General features: G+C 66.9%; 16 protein-coding genes. 5 read left to right on the top strand and 11 right to left on the bottom strand.

Annotated elements, in window-relative coordinates; translation table 11 throughout:
- Positions 1-255: 255 nt before the first annotated feature.
- The 3 genes from AC3IPP_RS16300 to AC3IPP_RS16290 all read right to left on the bottom strand — a co-directional run bounded on the left by AC3IPP_RS16300 (position 256) and on the right by AC3IPP_RS16290 (position 3,098).
- Positions 256-2,022, bottom strand: a complete 1,767-nt coding sequence (locus tag AC3IPP_RS16300; protein ID WP_489149707.1) for a hypothetical protein — start codon at positions 2,020-2,022, stop codon at positions 256-258.
- Between the two features lie 210 nt (positions 2,023-2,232).
- Positions 2,233-2,445: a hypothetical protein gene (locus AC3IPP_RS16295; RefSeq protein WP_489149706.1), complete on the bottom strand. Its 213-nt coding sequence runs from the start codon at positions 2,443-2,445 to the stop codon at positions 2,233-2,235.
- A gap of 107 nt (positions 2,446-2,552) precedes the next feature.
- Complete coding sequence (locus AC3IPP_RS16290; protein WP_489149705.1) at positions 2,553-3,098, bottom strand: prolyl-tRNA synthetase associated domain-containing protein; 546 nt, start codon at positions 3,096-3,098, stop codon at positions 2,553-2,555.
- A gap of 90 nt (positions 3,099-3,188) precedes the next feature.
- Between AC3IPP_RS16290 and AC3IPP_RS16285 the strand changes: the two genes are divergently transcribed.
- Positions 3,189-3,929, top strand: a complete 741-nt coding sequence (locus AC3IPP_RS16285) for a DUF6065 family protein (RefSeq protein WP_087141461.1) — start codon at positions 3,189-3,191, stop codon at positions 3,927-3,929.
- A 147-nt stretch (positions 3,930-4,076) separates the two neighbouring features.
- On the opposite strand, the gene AC3IPP_RS16280 is transcribed toward AC3IPP_RS16285, so the two are convergent.
- From AC3IPP_RS16280 to AC3IPP_RS16265, 4 genes are all read right to left on the bottom strand, one after another.
- Complete coding sequence (locus AC3IPP_RS16280; RefSeq protein ID WP_373407979.1) at positions 4,077-4,628, bottom strand: CC0125/CC1285 family lipoprotein; 552 nt, start codon at positions 4,626-4,628, stop codon at positions 4,077-4,079.
- 88 nt (positions 4,629-4,716) lie between these two features.
- Positions 4,717-5,349, bottom strand: a complete 633-nt coding sequence (locus tag AC3IPP_RS16275) for a LysE family translocator (protein ID WP_087141459.1) — start codon at positions 5,347-5,349, stop codon at positions 4,717-4,719.
- Positions 5,350-5,438: 89 nt separating this feature from the next.
- Positions 5,439-5,975: a hypothetical protein gene (locus AC3IPP_RS16270; RefSeq protein ID WP_489149704.1), complete on the bottom strand. Its 537-nt coding sequence runs from the start codon at positions 5,973-5,975 to the stop codon at positions 5,439-5,441.
- A gap of 96 nt (positions 5,976-6,071) precedes the next feature.
- Positions 6,072-6,542 (bottom strand): translation initiation factor IF-2, encoded by a 471-nt coding sequence (locus AC3IPP_RS16265; RefSeq protein WP_256968303.1) that lies wholly within the window; start codon positions 6,540-6,542, stop codon positions 6,072-6,074.
- Positions 6,543-6,659: 117 nt separating this feature from the next.
- On the opposite strand from AC3IPP_RS16265, the gene AC3IPP_RS16260 reads away from it, so the two are divergent.
- Complete coding sequence (locus tag AC3IPP_RS16260; RefSeq protein WP_489149703.1) at positions 6,660-7,994, top strand: PQQ-dependent sugar dehydrogenase; 1,335 nt, start codon at positions 6,660-6,662, stop codon at positions 7,992-7,994.
- 24 nt (positions 7,995-8,018) lie between these two features.
- Here AC3IPP_RS16260 and AC3IPP_RS16255 read toward each other — a convergent pair whose 3' ends face one another.
- Together AC3IPP_RS16255 and metK are read right to left on the bottom strand one after the other, a co-directional pair.
- On the bottom strand, positions 8,019-9,248 hold the full coding sequence (locus tag AC3IPP_RS16255; RefSeq protein WP_489149702.1) for an argininosuccinate synthase: 1,230 nt from the start codon (positions 9,246-9,248) through the stop codon (positions 8,019-8,021).
- Between the two features lie 191 nt (positions 9,249-9,439).
- Positions 9,440-10,639, bottom strand: coding sequence for a methionine adenosyltransferase (gene metK / locus AC3IPP_RS16250; protein WP_489149701.1), 1,200 nt, complete (start codon positions 10,637-10,639; stop codon positions 9,440-9,442).
- A 196-nt stretch (positions 10,640-10,835) separates the two neighbouring features.
- On the opposite strand from metK, the gene AC3IPP_RS16245 reads away from it, so the two are divergent.
- The 3 genes from AC3IPP_RS16245 to AC3IPP_RS16235 all read left to right on the top strand — a co-directional run bounded on the left by AC3IPP_RS16245 (position 10,836) and on the right by AC3IPP_RS16235 (position 13,985).
- Positions 10,836-11,060, top strand: a complete 225-nt coding sequence (locus AC3IPP_RS16245; RefSeq protein ID WP_489149700.1) for an oxidoreductase — start codon at positions 10,836-10,838, stop codon at positions 11,058-11,060.
- Positions 11,061-11,219: 159 nt separating this feature from the next.
- Entirely contained in the window at positions 11,220-12,638 is a 1,419-nt protein-coding gene (locus AC3IPP_RS16240) for a DUF6538 domain-containing protein (protein ID WP_489149699.1), read from the top strand.
- A 585-nt stretch (positions 12,639-13,223) separates the two neighbouring features.
- Positions 13,224-13,985 carry a recombinase family protein gene (locus AC3IPP_RS16235; RefSeq protein ID WP_489149698.1) on the top strand — a complete coding sequence of 254 codons (762 nt, stop codon included), beginning with the start codon at positions 13,224-13,226 and terminating at the stop codon, positions 13,983-13,985.
- A gap of 35 nt (positions 13,986-14,020) precedes the next feature.
- Here AC3IPP_RS16235 and AC3IPP_RS16230 read toward each other — a convergent pair whose 3' ends face one another.
- Together AC3IPP_RS16230 and AC3IPP_RS16225 are read right to left on the bottom strand one after the other, a co-directional pair.
- Positions 14,021-14,938, bottom strand: coding sequence for a XamI family restriction endonuclease (locus tag AC3IPP_RS16230; protein WP_489149697.1), 918 nt, complete (start codon positions 14,936-14,938; stop codon positions 14,021-14,023).
- Entirely contained in the window at positions 14,935-16,134 is a 1,200-nt protein-coding gene (locus AC3IPP_RS16225; RefSeq protein ID WP_489149696.1) for a DNA cytosine methyltransferase, read from the bottom strand. The genes AC3IPP_RS16230 and AC3IPP_RS16225 overlap by 4 nt, the downstream gene beginning before the upstream one ends.
- Positions 16,135-16,697 lie beyond the last annotated feature (563 nt).

Here is a 16,697-nt window from a genome sequence, read left to right as displayed (position 1 = left end):
CCGGAGTAGATGGCGAACCAGCATCCTTCTCCCCTTGAGGGAGAAGGTGGGCGCCGGAGGCGCTCGGATGAGGGGTGTTGGGGCGAGGTTTGATTATTTTCGCTCCGACACGATGCAGAATCGGACGTCGGGGCGCTCACACCCCTCATCCGTCTCGCTCCGCGAGCCACCTTCTCCCACAAGGGGAGAAGGAAGAGGAGGGCGGCTTCGTCATGCCGTAGCAGGCCGGTGCGTCAGAACGGGGCGTAGCGCGCCTTACAGCCGATCCATCCGCAGCCAGCGGGCGTCGCCCAACCAGGCGATCTTGAGGGCCTGGTCGGCGGCGGCGGCTTCGGCGGCGCGGCCCTGGGCGGCTTCGGCGCGGGCCAGGCCGTAGAGCGCCCAGCCGTTGTTCGGCGTCTGGGCCAGGGCCAGGCGGAAGGCGTCGGCGGCCAGGTCCGGACGCCCGGCCTGATAGAGGGCCGCGCCCAGCGACTGATGCACCGGATAGTACCAGAAGGCGGGCTCCATATAGGGCAGGGCGGCCTCCAGATCGGCGGCGCGACGATAATGCTCCGTCGCCTCGGCGGGGCGGCCGCGCGCCATGGCCATGCGCCCGTAAGCCACGGCCTCGGCCAGGGCCAGAAGATCGGGCGCGGGCACGCCCTGGGCGACCATCTCGGCCAGGGCGGGGGAGGCCTTCAGCGCGTTCAGGGCCGCCATTTCACGGTCGAAGCTCTTCTGATCGCGCAACTGGGCGTGGGCGACGGCGCGGGCGTAATGGCGCATGGCGGCGGCGTAGGGCAGGCGGGCGTCGGGCGCGGGCGCGGCCAGGACAGCGCGCGGTTCGGCGAACTGGGCCAGGGCCTGATAGGGGGCGGCGTCGATGACCTGGACCCAGGCGATCCGCGCCGAGGTCGCCGGGTCCAGCACGGTGCGCAGGCGCCGCGCCTCGCGCAGGGCGGTGTCCATGTCGCCGGCCATCTGGGCCGAGGCGACGATGAAGTGGATGTTGTGCGGATAGTAGCCGTAGCGGACCAGGCTCTCGTCGCCCGCATCGCGGATGAAGGCCTCGTCCGCGCGCGCCGCCGCGACGTTCAGGCGCATGGCCTCGGCGTAGCGGCCGCGCCGCAGATAGATGTGGCCGGGCATGTGCACCAGATGGCCCGCGCTGGCGGGACGCGCGGCGGCCAGGCGGTCGGCCGCCGCCTCGGCTCGCGCGGGATCGGCGGCCTCCATCAGGTGGATGTAGAGATGGGCCGCCTGCGGATGGTCGGGGCTGCGGTCCAGGACGGTCTCGATCAGGCGGATCGCCGCGCCGATGCGGCCGACAGGGGTGCGCTGGTCGGCCTCCCAATAGTTCCAGGGCGTGGTGTCCATCGCCGCCTCGGCGGCCAGGACGGCGATGTCGTCATTGTCGGGAAAGCGGCGCGCGGCGACCAGCATGGCGTCGGCATAGGCGGCGTCCAGGGCGGTGCGGTCGGCCGCCGGATCGTCGGAGTAGCGCAGGCCCAGGGCGTCGATCAGCGCCTGCTCGTGCGGCGCGGCCTCGGCGCTCAGGACCAGGGCGCGGTTCAGGGCCTTGAGCGCCGCCGCCCGGTCGCGTTTGTCCATCGGGGCGTTGATGTTGGGGCCCAGGGCCATGGCCTCGCCCCACCAGCAGGCGGCGCATTCGGGATCGCGGCTCTGCGCCTCGCGGAAGGAGCGCACCGCCCCGGCGTGGTTGAAGCCGTAGGCCAGCGTCAGCCCCTGGCTGAAATAGGCCTGGGCGCCGGCGTCGTCGGTCGTCGCCTTGAACGGCGAGGTCGTCAGGTCGAGATAGAGGGGGATGGGCTGGACCTGACTGGCGGGCGCGGCGACGGCCGAGGCGACCAGCAGGCTGCGGGCCAGGGCGCCGCCGCCTGAACCCGGCCCGCAGACGCCGCCGAACAGACGCTCAAGGCGCAGCGCCGTTGCGGCGTCGGACGCGGGGAGGGCGGTCATCGGCCCGGCCAGCACCAGACCCGCTCCGCCCACGGCGAAGGCTTTCCAGAACAGTCTCATGCACCGTCCCCTTCCAGGGCCTGACGCGATGAACGTCCGCCGCGCAGGCGCGCGTGATGAAGTCGAGAACGGCGATATTACGCCTCGCCGCCTTCCTTAGACAGTGTGATTCCGGGAAACGGGACTTTCCTGGGAGGGCGGCTCACAGGCGGAAGCGGTTGGGGTCTGCTGCGGGTGGAAAGCGGAAGTGACCAATCCCGAAGGAGTGTGTCAGCACCCTGCCGTGGCGCAGGAATCCAAAACACTGCCGATCATTGCCAACCAAAATGCGACGACTACTAACGGTGCCAAGAGAAGAACGCGCAGGCCTTTTCGGCCATTCTTGCGAACGTCGAAAACTGCAAGTGCGATCCACGCGATAGCTATCGCGACCTGAAGGTAAAGCCAGGGCGGTTCCGCTATCGGAAGAATGTAGAACAGCATTGTCACCACCTCGGATTGGAGTGGCGATAATCAACGGCTAGCAAGGCGTGCGCAATGTCCGCAGCGGGTCGCTTCCAGACATAGCCTACAGTCTGCGAAGTCGCCGTTCAGTCCAGCGCGTCGAAGTCCACTACGATCGGCTCGCGGTCCAGCAGCGCTAGGACGCGACGGAAGCTGTCCTGGCTCAGGGCGGTGGTCGCCGTATTGGCCAGGGGGTGGAAGTTGACGACGGCCGCCTCCCACAGGCGTCGGTCCAGCACGAAGGTGACGCGGCGCTCCGCATCGTTGATCAGGCCCAGGGCCGTGACCGATCCGGGGCGCACGCCCAGCGTCTCCCACAGCAGGGTCTCATTGCCGAAGGACAGGCGGTCCGAGCCCATGGCGCGGTGGGCGCGCTTCAGGTCGATGACCGTGTCCTGGGCCGCCGAGATCAGCCACAGTCGACCCTTCTTGTCCTTGAGGAACAGGTTCTTGGTGTGCAGGCCCGGCAGGTCGGCCTTGAGGTCCAGCCCTTCCTCGACGCGGAAGACGGCGGGGTGGTCGTGGGTGGTCTGTTCGATGCCGTGCTCGGCCATCCAGGCCAGCAGGCGGGCGGGGTCATACGCGGGCTCGTGCAGGACGTCGGAGGCAGGATCGGCGGCGATGGCGGTCATCTCGGTCTTGTCGGGCGGGCGGCGGGGGCGATAGGGGAGAAACAGACCCTCGTCATCACCCCCCTGTTCGTCAAGTTTGGGAGCCGCGTCTTGGAACTGGAATGTTATCCGATGAACGCTCGGCCGTGCGATCTCGTGCCGGGCCGCCAGTCGCGCAACTGGATGGACGCCTTCGCCAGCCGTCACCCCTATCGCTGTCTGCCGCTGACCATGGCCAACACCACAGGGTGGGAGATCTTGTGCCCGTTCGGCTTCACGGCGGAGTGGAACGGCGGGCCGTCGCAGACGGACATCAAGATCACGCCAGACCGGCCGCAGCCCGAGCTGGATCACTTCGTCACCTCGCACTTCTCGCGCGGGGTGCTGACCATGCACCCGCAGTATCTGTTCCGCACGCCGCCGGGCTGGGGGCTGATCGCGCAAGGCTCGCCCAACCACGTCAAGGACGGCATCCAGCCGCTGAGCGGCCTGATCGAGACGGACTGGCTGCCGTTCCCCTTTACGATGAACTGGATCTTCACGCGGCCGGGGCGGATCAAGTTCGAGAAGGGCGAGCCCTTCTGCTTCATCCTGCCGGTCGAGCATCGCAAGGTGGAGCAGTTCGAGCCGGTGATCCGTTCGCTGGAGTCCAACCCCGGCATGAAGGGGCAGTTCGAGGCCTGGAACCGATCGCGCACCGACTTCAACACCCGCCTTGCCTCGGGCGACCCCGACGCGGCCAAGGAGGCGTGGCAGCGCTTCTACTTCAAGGGCGAGGTGCCCGAGGCCCTGGGCACGGCCCCGGCGACCCATGCGAACAAGCGCCGGCTGAAGAATCCGCGCATCGGCTGATGCAAGCCGCTTGATGCAGAAACGCCCGCCTCCGTCGCCGGAAGCGGGCGTTGTCATGTCTGGCGCCTCTCGCTGCTTAAGCGACGCAGTTCGCAGCAAGGGCCGCTCAAGCAGCGAGCCGCCGCGCGGCGAGCGTTAGCGGCCTACTTAAGAAGCCGGACGGGTCACGCGCGGGCTGAGGTTGCGGATGACCTCGCGGGCGTCGAAGGCGTTGACGTCGCCGGCGGGCTTGGCGCCGCGACCCATGACGATCTCGGCCGTGGCCTCATAACGGTCGACCTGGCGGATGTCGCGGTCCCGGCCCCAGTACGGATCCCAGGTGCTCCAGTAGCCGCGCTGGTAGAAGCGCCAGGACGGACCCCAATAGGGGCCGTAGCGGTCGTAGTAGAAGGGATCCGGCGTCGTGTAGAACCGGGTGTCGCGGTCCGTGGCGCGGGTGACGGTGGCGAACCAGTCGTAGCCGTTCTCGACCGTCAGTTCGGCCGAGCGCAGCAGCAGGGACATCTCGACCTGGTCGCGCGAGGTGACCGAATTGCCCGAGAAGCTGACGGCGTAGCGGTTGGACTCCAGGCGCTGCTCGGCATAGCCGCCCTGACCCTTCGAGCCGGCCGGCTGATAGGGGGTGGCCGTCGCGCAGGCGCCCAGGGCGAGCGCGCCCGCCAGGGCGATCAGCACCGGGGTTTTGCGAAGCTTCATCATGGAAAACTCTCCTTGAGCGCTCATTGAACGCCCGTCGGTCTGAACGGGGGGTGAATGGTCAAGTTCCGAACCGCCCATCGCGCGCCCATCACAGACGCGAGACGATGAGGACGGCGGCGAGGAGCAGAAGGCATCCGACCACAATGCCGAAACCCTTGCGGAAACGCGGCGCGGTCATCTGTCGCGCCAGTGCGGCCCCGCCCAGGCCGTAGGCGCACATCGACAGGCCGTCCATGCCGACGGTGGTCACGGCGAACAGGGCCAGTTGGGGCGCCAGCGGGCGGTTGATGTCCAGGAAGGGCGGCAGGACGGCGGTGAAGAACAGGATGGCCTTGGGGTTGGCGATCTGGACCATGAAGCCGTCGACCAGGGCGCTGCGCCCGCGCTTGACCTCGATGTGCGCCGGTTCGGCGGCGGTGGCGAAGGCGCCGCGCAGGGCCTTGATCCCGAGCCAGGCGACATAGAGGGCGCCGAGGACGGCGATGACGCGGAACACCTGGGGGAAGGCGATCACCAGGGCGCCCAGACCCAGGGCGGCGGCTCCGAACCACACCAGGGTGGCGGTGTTCATGCCCAGGACGGCGGTCAGGGCGGCGGCCTTGCCCTTCTCCATGCCGGTGGCGACGGCGAAGATGTTGGCCGGGCCGGGCGTCACCGCCATCACGGCCATGACGCCGAGAAAAGCCAGGTACAGATGCGGATCGACAGGAAGCGCGGCCATAGGGCCCTTTCGGGCGCAAGCGGGCTCAGGTCAAGCCGGGTCTTGGGTCAGGCGGTCCTGCTCCGCCAGCCCCGTTCAGGCAGTCCCGTTCAGGCGGGGCAGGGGACCGGGCCGTCGGAGTCCAGCGGCGGCGCCGCCAGGGCGGTCTCCTCCAGCGCGTCCAAGGCCAGGTCGAAGCCGTACTGGGCCACCAGGCCGTAGGTGACCATCTGTTCGGGGTCGATCTGGGCCCAGGCGCCGTTGGTCGTCAGGCCGTGAACCACGGGTTCGACCTCGGCCATGGCTTCGCGAACGATGGCTTCGACGTCGATCTCGGCCAGGGCCGCCTCGGCGATCTGACCGGCCTGGCGGGTGGCCTCGGCGGTGAAATCGACGACGTGGGGCTGATAGCCGGACCACAGAGCCGCGACGCGCAGGCCCTTCTGGGTTTCGGTCAGGCCGGGATCGGCCTGGATGCGCTCGGCGCGGGCGCCGAACTCCTCCATCTTCTGCTCGAAGACGGCGGCGGCGGCTTCCAGACGGGTCTCGGCGGGGGTCTTCTGCTCTTCGGCCACGGCGGTCGAGACCGGCAGAAGGGCCAGGGCGGCGGCTAGGGAAAGCGAGGCGAGGGGGAGGGCGCGGGTCATGACGAAGCTCCTTCGGCGGACGCCGCGCAGGGTCCGCCGAAGGGGGCCTCGGCTCAAGTGAAATCGCGGTAAGGCGCGATCTCGCGCTCAGGCGTCTTAGTCGACGGCGGGCGGGGCCGGCGGGGCGGCCAGGGCGCCTTCGATGGCGGTGCGGATCTGGGCGGGCACGCCGCGCAACTGAGCCGAGGCGCCGTCAGCGGCCGCCAGAATTTCGGCCTTCTTGTCAGCGTTCTCAGGCTTTTCGGCCATGACGCGCAGGAAGGCGCCGTATTCGTCGGCGAAGGCGGCGAACTTGGGCTCGTACTGGTTCAGGACCGCGTCGGTGCGGGTCTTCTTGGCCGCGGCGTCCAGGCTGGCGTCGTCCATGATCGTCTCAAGCTCGGCGCCCATGCGCTCGGCCTCGGCGTTGAAGGCTTCGCCCTTGGCCGCGAAGGCGGCTTCCTCGGGCGAGAGAGCGGGCTGGGCGGTGATCGCCGGGGCGGGCGGCGGCGGGTCCTGAACGGCGGCGAAGGCGGGGGCGGCGAACAGGGTCAGCGCCGCGGCGGCGGCGAGGGGAAGACGGTTCAACGGAGAACTCCGGCTGGCGACGGCTGAAGCCGTCAAGAAGGATACGCCGGACGATCGACCGGAGATGGCCGCAAGTTGGCCTTGCCACCGGGCGAGCGCAAGCGTCAGCATGGAGGAATGAAACCGACTCCGCGCGCCGCCCCCGCCTTCGCTCTCTCCGTCGCCTTGGCCTCAGCCCTGGCGCTGACGGCCGGCCTGGCGCCGGGCGACGCCCGCGCTCAGGCGGGCGCGCGGAGCTACGCCGTCGAGGGCGACTGCGACGGGCGCCCGGCGACCGGGGTGCGGATGGCGCCCGGCTATTGTCTGGGGCTGGTGTGGCAGGGCGGCGGGCAGGAAGGACCGCGGATGCCGCGCGGCCTGATGCCTCTGGAAGGCGGCGACTGGCTGGTCACGGACCTGGGCGCCTGGGAGGCGGGCAAGGGGGCGGTGTGGCGGTTGTCGTTCGCGGCGGACGGCAACGCGCGCTGGCGGCGGCTGGCGGGCGGCCTGTCCATGCCGCACACGGTCAAGCGCGGACCGGACGGGCGCATCTATGTGTCCGAGATGAACCGCATCCTGACGCTGGACCCCGACGCCGCCGGGGCGCAGGCCAGCGTCCGCACCGTCATCGGCGACCTGCCGGACAACCGACTGCACGACAACCGCCACCCGCTGTCCAGCTTCGTCTTCGACGGGAACGGCGACCTGCTGGTCAATGTCGGGGCGCCCAGCGACCGCTGTCTCGATGCGGCGGGCAAGCCGAAGGTCGATGCGCGCGGAGCCTGCACTGAGGATGCAGCGACGGCGCAGGTGCGGCGTCACGCCTATCTGGGGAACGGCCGCTGGGCTGAGGACAGCAGCGTCTTCGCCAGCGGGCTGAGGAACTCCATCGCCCTGGTGCGGCACGCCTCGGGGACGGTGCTTCAGGCCGAGAACTCGGTCGATCTGGACACGCCGAACCACCCCTATGACGAGGTGAACGTCCTGATCCAGGGGCGTCATTACGGCTGGCCCTATTGCGTCGATCTGGCCACGCCCCTGCCGGGCTGGCCTGCGCGACAGGCGCGCTGTGGGGAGCGCGAGAAGCCGATCGCCCTGTTGCCGCCGCATGCGGCGCCGCTGGACCTGATCTATTACGAGGGGGCGATGTTCCCCGAGCTGCAGGGACGGCTGCTGATGACCTGGCACGGTTTCCGCCGCGCGGCCGGGCGTATCGTGGCGGTCGAGACGGACGAGGCGGGTCGGCCCCTGACCGACATCGGCGGACGCTACGCCATCTATCCGCGCGGGGCGCTGTCCTATCCGGCGGGGGCGCCCAGCGTGAACGGCAAGGTGCTGACGCCGGGCTGGGACAAGATCGCCGGGCGCCATCCGCGCGGCTCGCCGGTGACGATGGCGACGGCGCCGGACGGCTCCATCTGGGTCACAGATGATAGAAGCCGGGCGATCCTGAGAATCGCCCGGCCCCGGTAGGCTTGGGTTTTTTGAGAGGGCGCTTTAGCCCTTCTGGCCGTCCCGCTTGGCCAGGACGCGCAGGCGCAGGGCGTTCAGCTTGATGAAGCCCTCGGCGTCCTTGTGGTCATAGGCCTGGACGCCTTCCTCGAAGGTCACGAGGTCCTGGTCGTACAGGCTGTTGGGGCTTTCGCGGCCGATGATGGTGATGTTGCCCTTGTAGAGCTTGACGCGGACCACGCCCGAGACCTTCTGCTGGCTGTGGTCGATGGCGGCCTGAAGCATCTCGCGCTCGGGGCTGAACCAGAAGCCGTTGTAGATGAGCGAGGCGTATTTCGGCATCAGCTCGTCCTTCAGGTGCATGGCGCCGCGATCGAGCGTGATTGACTCCATGCCGCGGTGGGCGGCCAGCAGGATGGTCCCGCCCGGGGTCTCATAGACGCCGCGCGACTTCATGCCGATGAAGCGGTTCTCGACCATGTCCAGACGGCCGACGCCGTTGTCGTGGCCCAGCTGGTTCAGCTTGGTCAGCAGGGCGGCGGGCGACAGGGCCTCGCCGTCGATGGCGACCGGATCGCCCTTTTCATAGGTGATGGTGATGACGGTCGGCGTGTCGGGCGCGGCTTCGGGCGAGATGGTGCGCTGGTGCACGAACTCGGGCGCCTCGACGGCCGGGTCTTCCAGCACCTTGCCCTCGGACGAGGAGTGCAGAAGGTTGGCGTCGACCGAGAAGGGGGCCTCGCCGCGCTTGTCCTTGGAGATCGGGATCTGGTGCTTCTCGGCGAAGTCCAGCAGGGCCTCGCGGGACTTGAAGTCCCACTCGCGCCACGGAGCGATGACGCGGATGTCGGGCTCCAGCGCATAGTAGCCCAGCTCGAAGCGGACCTGGTCGTTGCCCTTGCCGGTGGCTCCGTGACAGACGGCGTCGGCGCCGACCATGCGGGCGATCTCGATCTGGCGCTTGGAGATCAGCGGGCGGGCGATCGAGGTGCCCAGCAGATACTGGCCCTCATAGACGGTGTTGGCGCGGAACATCGGGAAGACGAAGTCGCGCACGAACTCTTCGCGCAGGTCGTCGATGAAGATGTTCTCGGGCTTGATGCCCAGCTTCAGCGCCTTCTCCTTGGCGGGGGCGAGCTCTTCGCCCTGGCCCAGGTCGGCGGTGAAGGTCACGACCTCGGCGCCGTATTCCTCCTGAAGCCACTTCAGGATGATCGACGTGTCCAGCCCGCCCGAATAGGCGAGGACGACTTTCTTGGGGGCGGGCTTGCTCATCGGTCGGTGAATCCTTTCAGGAGGCGCAAGGGTCAGGAGACGCGCGGGGAGGCGTTCGGCGCGCTTAAAGGACCAGACGCGCCGCGATGCAAGGGCGGGATTGGAGCGCGGGCGCCCCAATGCGTCGAGGGCGCCGCGAACTGATCCGCGACGTCCTCGTTTCAGGCTGGATTTTCAGCCGCTTAGAGGCGTCAGGCCGCCAGGGCCTTGAGGGCGTCGACCAGGTCGGTCTTTTCCCAGGAGAAGCCGCCGTCGGCGTCCGGCGTGCGGCCGAAATGGCCATAGGCGGCGCTGCGTCGATAGATGGGCTTGTTCAGGCCCAGATGCTCGCGGATGGCGCGCGGCGAGGCGCCGCCGATCAGCTTGGGCAGTTCGGTTTCCAGCACCGCCTCGTCGATCTTGCCCGTGCCGTGCAGGTCGACGTGGACCGACAGGGGCTTGGACACGCCGATGGCGTAGCTGATCTGGATGGTGCAGCGGTCGGCCAGGCCCGCCGCGACGACGTTCTTGGCCAGGTAGCGGCAGGCGTAGGCGGCCGAGCGGTCGACCTTGGTCGGATCCTTGCCCGAGAAGGCGCCGCCGCCGTGCGGGGCCGCGCCGCCGTAGGTGTCGACGATGATCTTGCGCCCGGTCAGCCCGGCGTCGCCGTCCGGCCCGCCGATGACGAAGGTGCCGGTCGGGTTGATGTGCCATTCGGTGTCGGCGGTGATGAAGCCTTCCGGCAGCACCTGTTCGACATAGGGCTTCACGATGGCCGCGACCTGATCCTGGCTCAGATTGGCCTTGTGCTGGGTCGAGACGACAATGGAGGCCGCACGCACCGGACGGCCGTTCTCGTAATAGAGGGTGACCTGGCTCTTGGCGTCGGGCTCCAGGCCCGGCTCCTGGCCCGAATGGCGGGCGTCGGCCAGGGCCTTCAGGATGTTGTGGCTGTATTGCAGGGTGGCCGGCATCAGCTCGGGCGTCTCGTTCGAGGCGTAGCCGAACATGATGCCCTGGTCGCCTGCGCCTTCGTCCTTGTCGGCGGCCGCGTCGACGCCCTGAGCGATGTGGGCCGACTGCGGGTGCAGGTTGTTCTCGAAGCGGAAGGTCTTCCAGTGGAAGCCGTCCTGCTCATAGCCGATGTCGCGCACCACGCCGCGCGCGGTCTCTTCGATCTCTTGTTCGACGCCGGGCGCCCAGTGGCCTTCCGTGTCCATGATGCCCTTGCCGCGGATCTCGCCGGCCAGCACCACCAGATTGGTCGTCGTCAGGGTTTCACAGGCCACCCGCGCTTCGGGATCCTTGGACAGGAACAGGTCGACAATGGCGTCCGAAATCTGATCGGCGACCTTGTCGGGATGGCCTTCCGAGACGCTCTCGGAGGTGAAGAGGAACGACGAACGGGCCAAGGCAGGCTCCTGCGTGACGATAAGGCCGCCAGACATATAAAGATATGCTTATACGTGCAAGGCGGCTTCTGTCGTGGGGGCGACCTCTCGGGTTGAATATCCTTGATGCGACTTCTCCAAAGCGTCGCACTTTCAAGCGCCTGTCTGTCATCAATCTTCGGCAAGGGGACGGCGACTGAAGGTTGGGAGCGCGCCCATGGACGTCTTCTATTGTCTGATCCACACGCCCGAGGCGATCACGCCGGAGCTGTGCGTCCTGCCCGGCGCCACCGAGGTCGAGGCCGTGCGAGGCTTGACCGAAGTCGCGCGCGACTGGCCGCGCCTGAAGCGCATCGACCTCTATCGCGGCAACCACGAAGTCCGCAGCTTCGCCCCGTCCGACCTCGCGCCGGCCCGCCCTATCCGCGCCCTGGCGGCCTGACGTTCAGGCGTGAGGATGCGCCGTCTGAGGCGTGGGGGCGATACTGAAGGGCGAAGAGAGAAGTGGTGCCGCTTAGGTGACGCGGTTCTTACTGGAGCGGAAAGTCAATAAAGTCGGTATTTACAGGGCCTTGTGGGTCAAACTGCTACACCTCCGCCCATGGCAAAGCCCCCCGCAGGAAGACCCGTAAGCGTCCCGACCCCGATTAAGCGCAAGGGTTCGCGCTTCTACTACATCCGCGTAAAGGTCCCCCAGGGAGCCCGTGAGGCCTTGGGAAGGACCGAGCTGTGGCAATCCCTGGAGACGGAAGACATCGCCGTTGCTCGCGCCCGTGCGGTGGTCGAGGTCGGACGGATGCGGGAACAGATAGAGGCTGCCCGCCGGAACCCTGACGGGACCCGCAAGGACGCCAAGGGAGACCCGACGGCTGAGCAGAAGAAGGCCGAGGCGTGGTGGGCGGAGCGCCGTGTCCCCGATCCTCAGCGGCCCGGGCGCTATGCAATCCCTAAGGACTTAGAGGAGTCTTGGGACGCCACGGTTGAGGGGCTGCTAGGCGACCCCGTAAACGAGGACGACGGCGTGGCCGCTCCCCGATACGACGCCGACAAGGAGCGGGCCGCTTTGGCGCTGGTCGGAAAGGTGACGGGCGACATGGTTCCCGTCGCGGAGGAACTGGACCGCTACATGGTTCAGGAGGGCGTGAAGGCGAGCTATGCCGCGCGAACGAGGACGGCGACGAAGGCCCTGACCAAGTGGCTCGCCGCCAACCGCCACGCCGACAACGTCCACGCGGTGACGGGGCGGGTCGCGGACCAGTTCGCAGACAGCGCCGCGTCGGGTCGGACCACCCAGACGCTGAACTCCTACATCTCAGCCCTATCGGCTTACTGGAACTGGATGCGCCGTCGCCATATCGTGGCGTCGAACCCGTGGGCTGGCCTGTCTCGCCGGGAGGTGGACCGCAGGACGAACGCTGAGAAGCGGCCGTTCACGGACGACGAGATCAAGGCGCTTCTGTCAGGACCCGCCAAGGCCACGCTGAGGGACATGATGCTTCTCGCTGCCCTGACGGGGATGCGTCAGGCCGAGATCGGAAATCTGAGGGTTCGCGATGCCGAGGGCGGCGTCTTTGTCGTCATCAGGAGCAAGACCACCGCCGGTGAGCGTTCGGTCCCGATCCACCCCGACCTGACCGCTCTGGTCGCCCGACGCGTTGAGGGCAAGGCGGCCGACGCCTACCTGTTGGAGGAGCTGACAGCTCCCGCCAGTCGGCCGGAGCGGCGGGGTTACAAGGTCGCGGAATGGTTCACGGCCTACCGTCGCGACCTCGGCCTGGACGCGCGCCAGGACGGACGCCGCCAGTCGGACGCTGACTTCCACTCCTTCCGTCGGTGGTTCGCCACCAAGGCTGAGCAGGCGGGCCAGCCGCCCCACGTCATCTCGGCCGTCCTCGGCCGCAAGGAGGGCCGCCAAGGCATGACATTGGGAGTCTACTCGGCGGGGCCGTCGCTAGAGCAGCGAAGGTCGGTGGTGGAGGCTGTGCCTTCCTCGAGAGCAAGTTGGCGAATCAGGCTCTGAGAGCCGTTAGATTTAACTTCCACCTTTGGGGGCAGATTACCGCAGAGGTACCTTAGATGACCCTTAGGTACCTGAGGATGTGCTTAGGTAGACCTGAGGGGCCGCCGATGCAGGGAACTGCGCGTTGGTGGGGAATGGTCGTCACGACAACGTCGAACGGATCGGGGGCGCGAATAAAGTTGCACCCTAGGAGATGAGATGACCCTGCCGCCCCCGGTTAGGACCCACAGAAGATCCCTTAGGTAACCTAAGGTCCCCTCATGAGCCCTCTGGTTACCGTGGGGGAGGCTGAGCCAGATGGTGGGTGAGTACCCCTCCACCACGCCATAGGTCGATGGTTTATGGGTCACTCATCCGCGAGCCTATAAGCGTGCTGGCCCTTCTCTGCATTCCCCCCATGGCGGGGGCACCCCCTATTCGGTGCGAGCGCGGCGGAAGACCCCAACCTGGATCACTTGCTCATACGCCACGGTCAGGACGCCGCTGACGGACCATCGCGGTGCCTAAAATGGGGGCATTTATCCAGGTTGCAGCTCCATACAAACTCCCCTAACGCTCGTTAAATGGATTTGTATGGAGGCTGAGATGGCCAAGGCGGTGGCGTACTTCCGGGTCTCGACGGCGGCGCAGGGGCGCAGTGGTCTGGGGCTGGAGGCGCAGAAGGCGGCGGTGGCGGAGCTGGCCCGGCAACGGGACTGGCAGGTGCTGGCCGAGTTCACGGAGGTGGAGAGCGGCAAACGGAACGACCGGCCGGAGCTGGTCAAGGCGCTCCACCACGCCAAGGTGACTGGGGCCGTCCTCGTAATAGCCAAGCTCGACCGCCTCAGCCGCAACGCCGCCTTCCTGCTGACCCTCAGGGACAGTGGGGTGCGCTTCATGGCAGCGGACCTGCCGGACGCCTGCGACCTCACCGTGGGGGTTCTCGCGGTCATCGCTCAGGCGGAGCGGGAAGCCATCTCACATCGAACGAAGGCGGCCCTTGGGACGGTGAAGGCGAAGCTTGCAGCCGGGGAGGCCTACGTCTCCCGTCGCTCTGGCCTGCCGGTCACCCGGCTGGGCAACCCTCAGGGAGCGGACGCGCTCCGGCGGGCCGCCCGGGGGAATGCTGCTGGGCTGGCGGCGGCGAAGGCCAACGCCGATGCTCACGCCCGCGACCTAGCCCCGGTGGTGGAGCGACTCCGCGCTGAGGGTTGTGCCTCCCTCGCCTCCCTCGCGGCGGGCCTCAACGCAGCCGGGGTACGAACCCCTCGGGATGGGACGTGGCATGCGTCGTCTGTCAGGAACCTGCTGGCGCGGTTGAGTGTCGCTCGCTCCACTGGCCATGAGGCTCTGAGGGTTGGGCGGTAGCGTTCCTCCGAACGCCTGGGTCTTCCCCTGCTTTTTTAGGCCTTGCTATCTAGCCAGTCGGCTAGGGGTTGAAGGTCGTGGGACCAGAACACCAAGACGTCGCTATCCAGGAGGCGAGCGACGTCTTTGTAGGCGATTACTCCCTGAAGGAGTGCTGCGGTCTGAATAAAGCCGCCCCAATTGTCGTTCCAAGCCTTGGTCTTGTCCATCACGTCGCTGACGCGCTTTACGGAGTTGGTGGCGTCGTTCGAAACTTTGCACTCCATGGCCATGATCAAGCTCGGGTTCACGCCGCAAGCGATGTCCACTTCCTTCGTTGCCGTGCGGGTTTTGCATCGTGTTTTCCGCATGAAGTGCTGGGGCGGCAAATCGGCGGGATTGTTGACCGTGTGGGACGACGAACGCGCCCACCCCTTGGCCTCGAGTAAGGCGACAACTGCTCGCTCCTGATCGTCAGACAGTCGATTTCGCCGGACAGTGTTGAATATCTGGCTGCTGATCATCGGCGTAAGCGTATCGAGTAGCCTTTTGACCTGCCGCCGGTTTGGGTCGGCGTTGGTAGCTAGCCATGTCGTCAGGCGCTTGTCGCGACGCGCCGAGAAGGCGGAGGCGAAGTCGTTGGCAGCCTGTTGGGTGAGGGGGGAGGCGGTCTTCTCCGCCCCCTTCGGGTAGGAGGGAAGAATGAGCTTCAGTTGATCTTGGCTGATGGGCGGAGCGAAAAGGTGTCTGAGAACCCGGAGATGACTACCGGTCTTTGTTAGGGAGCCCTCCAGATCGCGTAGGCCCTTCGTCTCCACCAAAGTTTGCAGGATTTCCTTGCGCACAGCGCGACAGACTTGCCTCCACTCGGAAGCGAGAGGATCGGGAGCCATGCCGCTGATATAAATCTGAACTGCTTTGTTGGCGGCTTCCTGATGGTAGGCAGTCATCAAGCCTGTCGGTGTTGCGGTCATGCGAGGATCGCGACGCGCCGCTTCACCGGAGCCTCTCTACGCGACGGGCCGTTGCGGCGCTCTTCACGCCGCGTGTATTCGATGGCGGATTGCAGACGCTCTGGCAACGGCGTCGGTGCGGTCCACTTCGCCGCGTTGCCCGACCCTTCGCAGGAGGATAGGAGCGCGGCCCCTACAGCTTCCGCCAGGCGCGGGGGGACGGCGTTGCCGATCAAGCGATACTGGTCCACGCGCCGACCTGCGATAACCCAGTCGCTCGGGAAGCTTTGAATGGCTGCGCACTCTCTTGGGGTCAGCCTGCGGAGTCCCAGACGGGGGTCCCTGATCCAATCCTGTTGCGCGTTGGCGGTGACGGTGCGCGCGGCTAGTGCAGGATCGGCAACAAATGCGCCTTGCTTGTAGCCCCAATGGCCTCCTGGCCGCGTAGCTTCGGCCTTGCCGGGGCTCTTCACGCCTGATCCAGGCTTGATGTTCGCCAGGTCAACAGCGAGCTTGCCGGAGGGTCTGATCACCTCGTCGTCGGTGAGGGGCGGCAACGCGTTGATGCACTGACCCAGGGTCACCCACGGCAGCTTTCCGGGTTCGACGCTCTTGGCGTGGGTAGCTTCGGGCAGGCGGGGTTGGTCGCCTGTGCGGTAGCCTACCAAGACCACGCGAACGCGGCGCTGGGCTACGCCATAGTCGGCGGCGTTGAAAAGCTCGACGTGGGTCTGCCAGCCCAGCGCGAACAACTGTTCCCGCAGCCAAGCCAGCGCGGAGCCAGGCACGCCGTCAGGGCCGCGCGCGGTGACAAGGCCTCGGACGTTTTCAAATAGGAGGTAGCGGCAGTCCAGCTCCGAAGCGATGCGGAGATAGTCTTTGATCAGTTGGCCGCGAGGGTCGTCGAAGCCGAGTTGGTGGCCTGCACTGCTCCATGACTGGCACGGAGGACCTCCGGCCAAGAGGGTGATGCTGCCACGTCGTTGGCCTGCCTTGGCGAGAATGTCGTCGCCCCGGATCGTCTGCACGTCTCCAACTTCGATGTGCGCGTCGGTCATGAAGCGGCGGCCGTTGCTGATGGGGCTGCCTTGGTTGGCGTGCAGGCTTTCAACGGCGCGGGGATCAATATCGGCCGCGTAAACGCAGTCCCAGCCCGCTGACTCCAGGCCCAGGTCGAGTCCACCTAGGCCGCTGAAAAGCGACACAACTTTCTGCATCTGCCTGCCTCCACTCACTGCACGTCCGCAATCCGCCACCTACTCAAGAGGCGTGACCGCTTGCGCGGCAGTGCGCTCTACAATCCGTTAAGAGGCGGTGTTTCGCTCCGCCCGTCAATCCGGGCCACGGTTCGGTTCGGTCCTGTGGTGGCCAGAACAACAAGCTCTATGTTCTTGGATTGTTCCAGTCAAGGACTGCTACACCTCTGATGCCCGAAGCTGCTACACCACCGCTCAGGGTGGCCTCAAGAATATACTGATTTCATTGATATTTTTCCACGAGGGAAAAGGTGGTGCCGCTTAGGTGACTCGAACACCTGACCCCCTCATTACGAAATCGACTCAAGCGCGCCGCCTAAATCCTATCGTGGCAAGGGTTTGACCGCTATTTTGGGGCCGTAAAAACAGCTCCTCCCACCCACTTCCCAGATTGGCTTGAAGGCGCGATTCGACCGTTTCCTAAGTTACGATCGTTAGCTCAGTCCGATGCGAAAATTCGACCTGCGCCATACCCACGGCGGTGCAGTTGTCACGGATGCTCTATCTGCCCGGAGACGGCCTTG

The sequence above is a fragment of the Brevundimonas sp. KH_060 genome, assembly GCF_057838275.1.
This window is presented reverse-complemented; position numbering and strand designations above follow the sequence as displayed.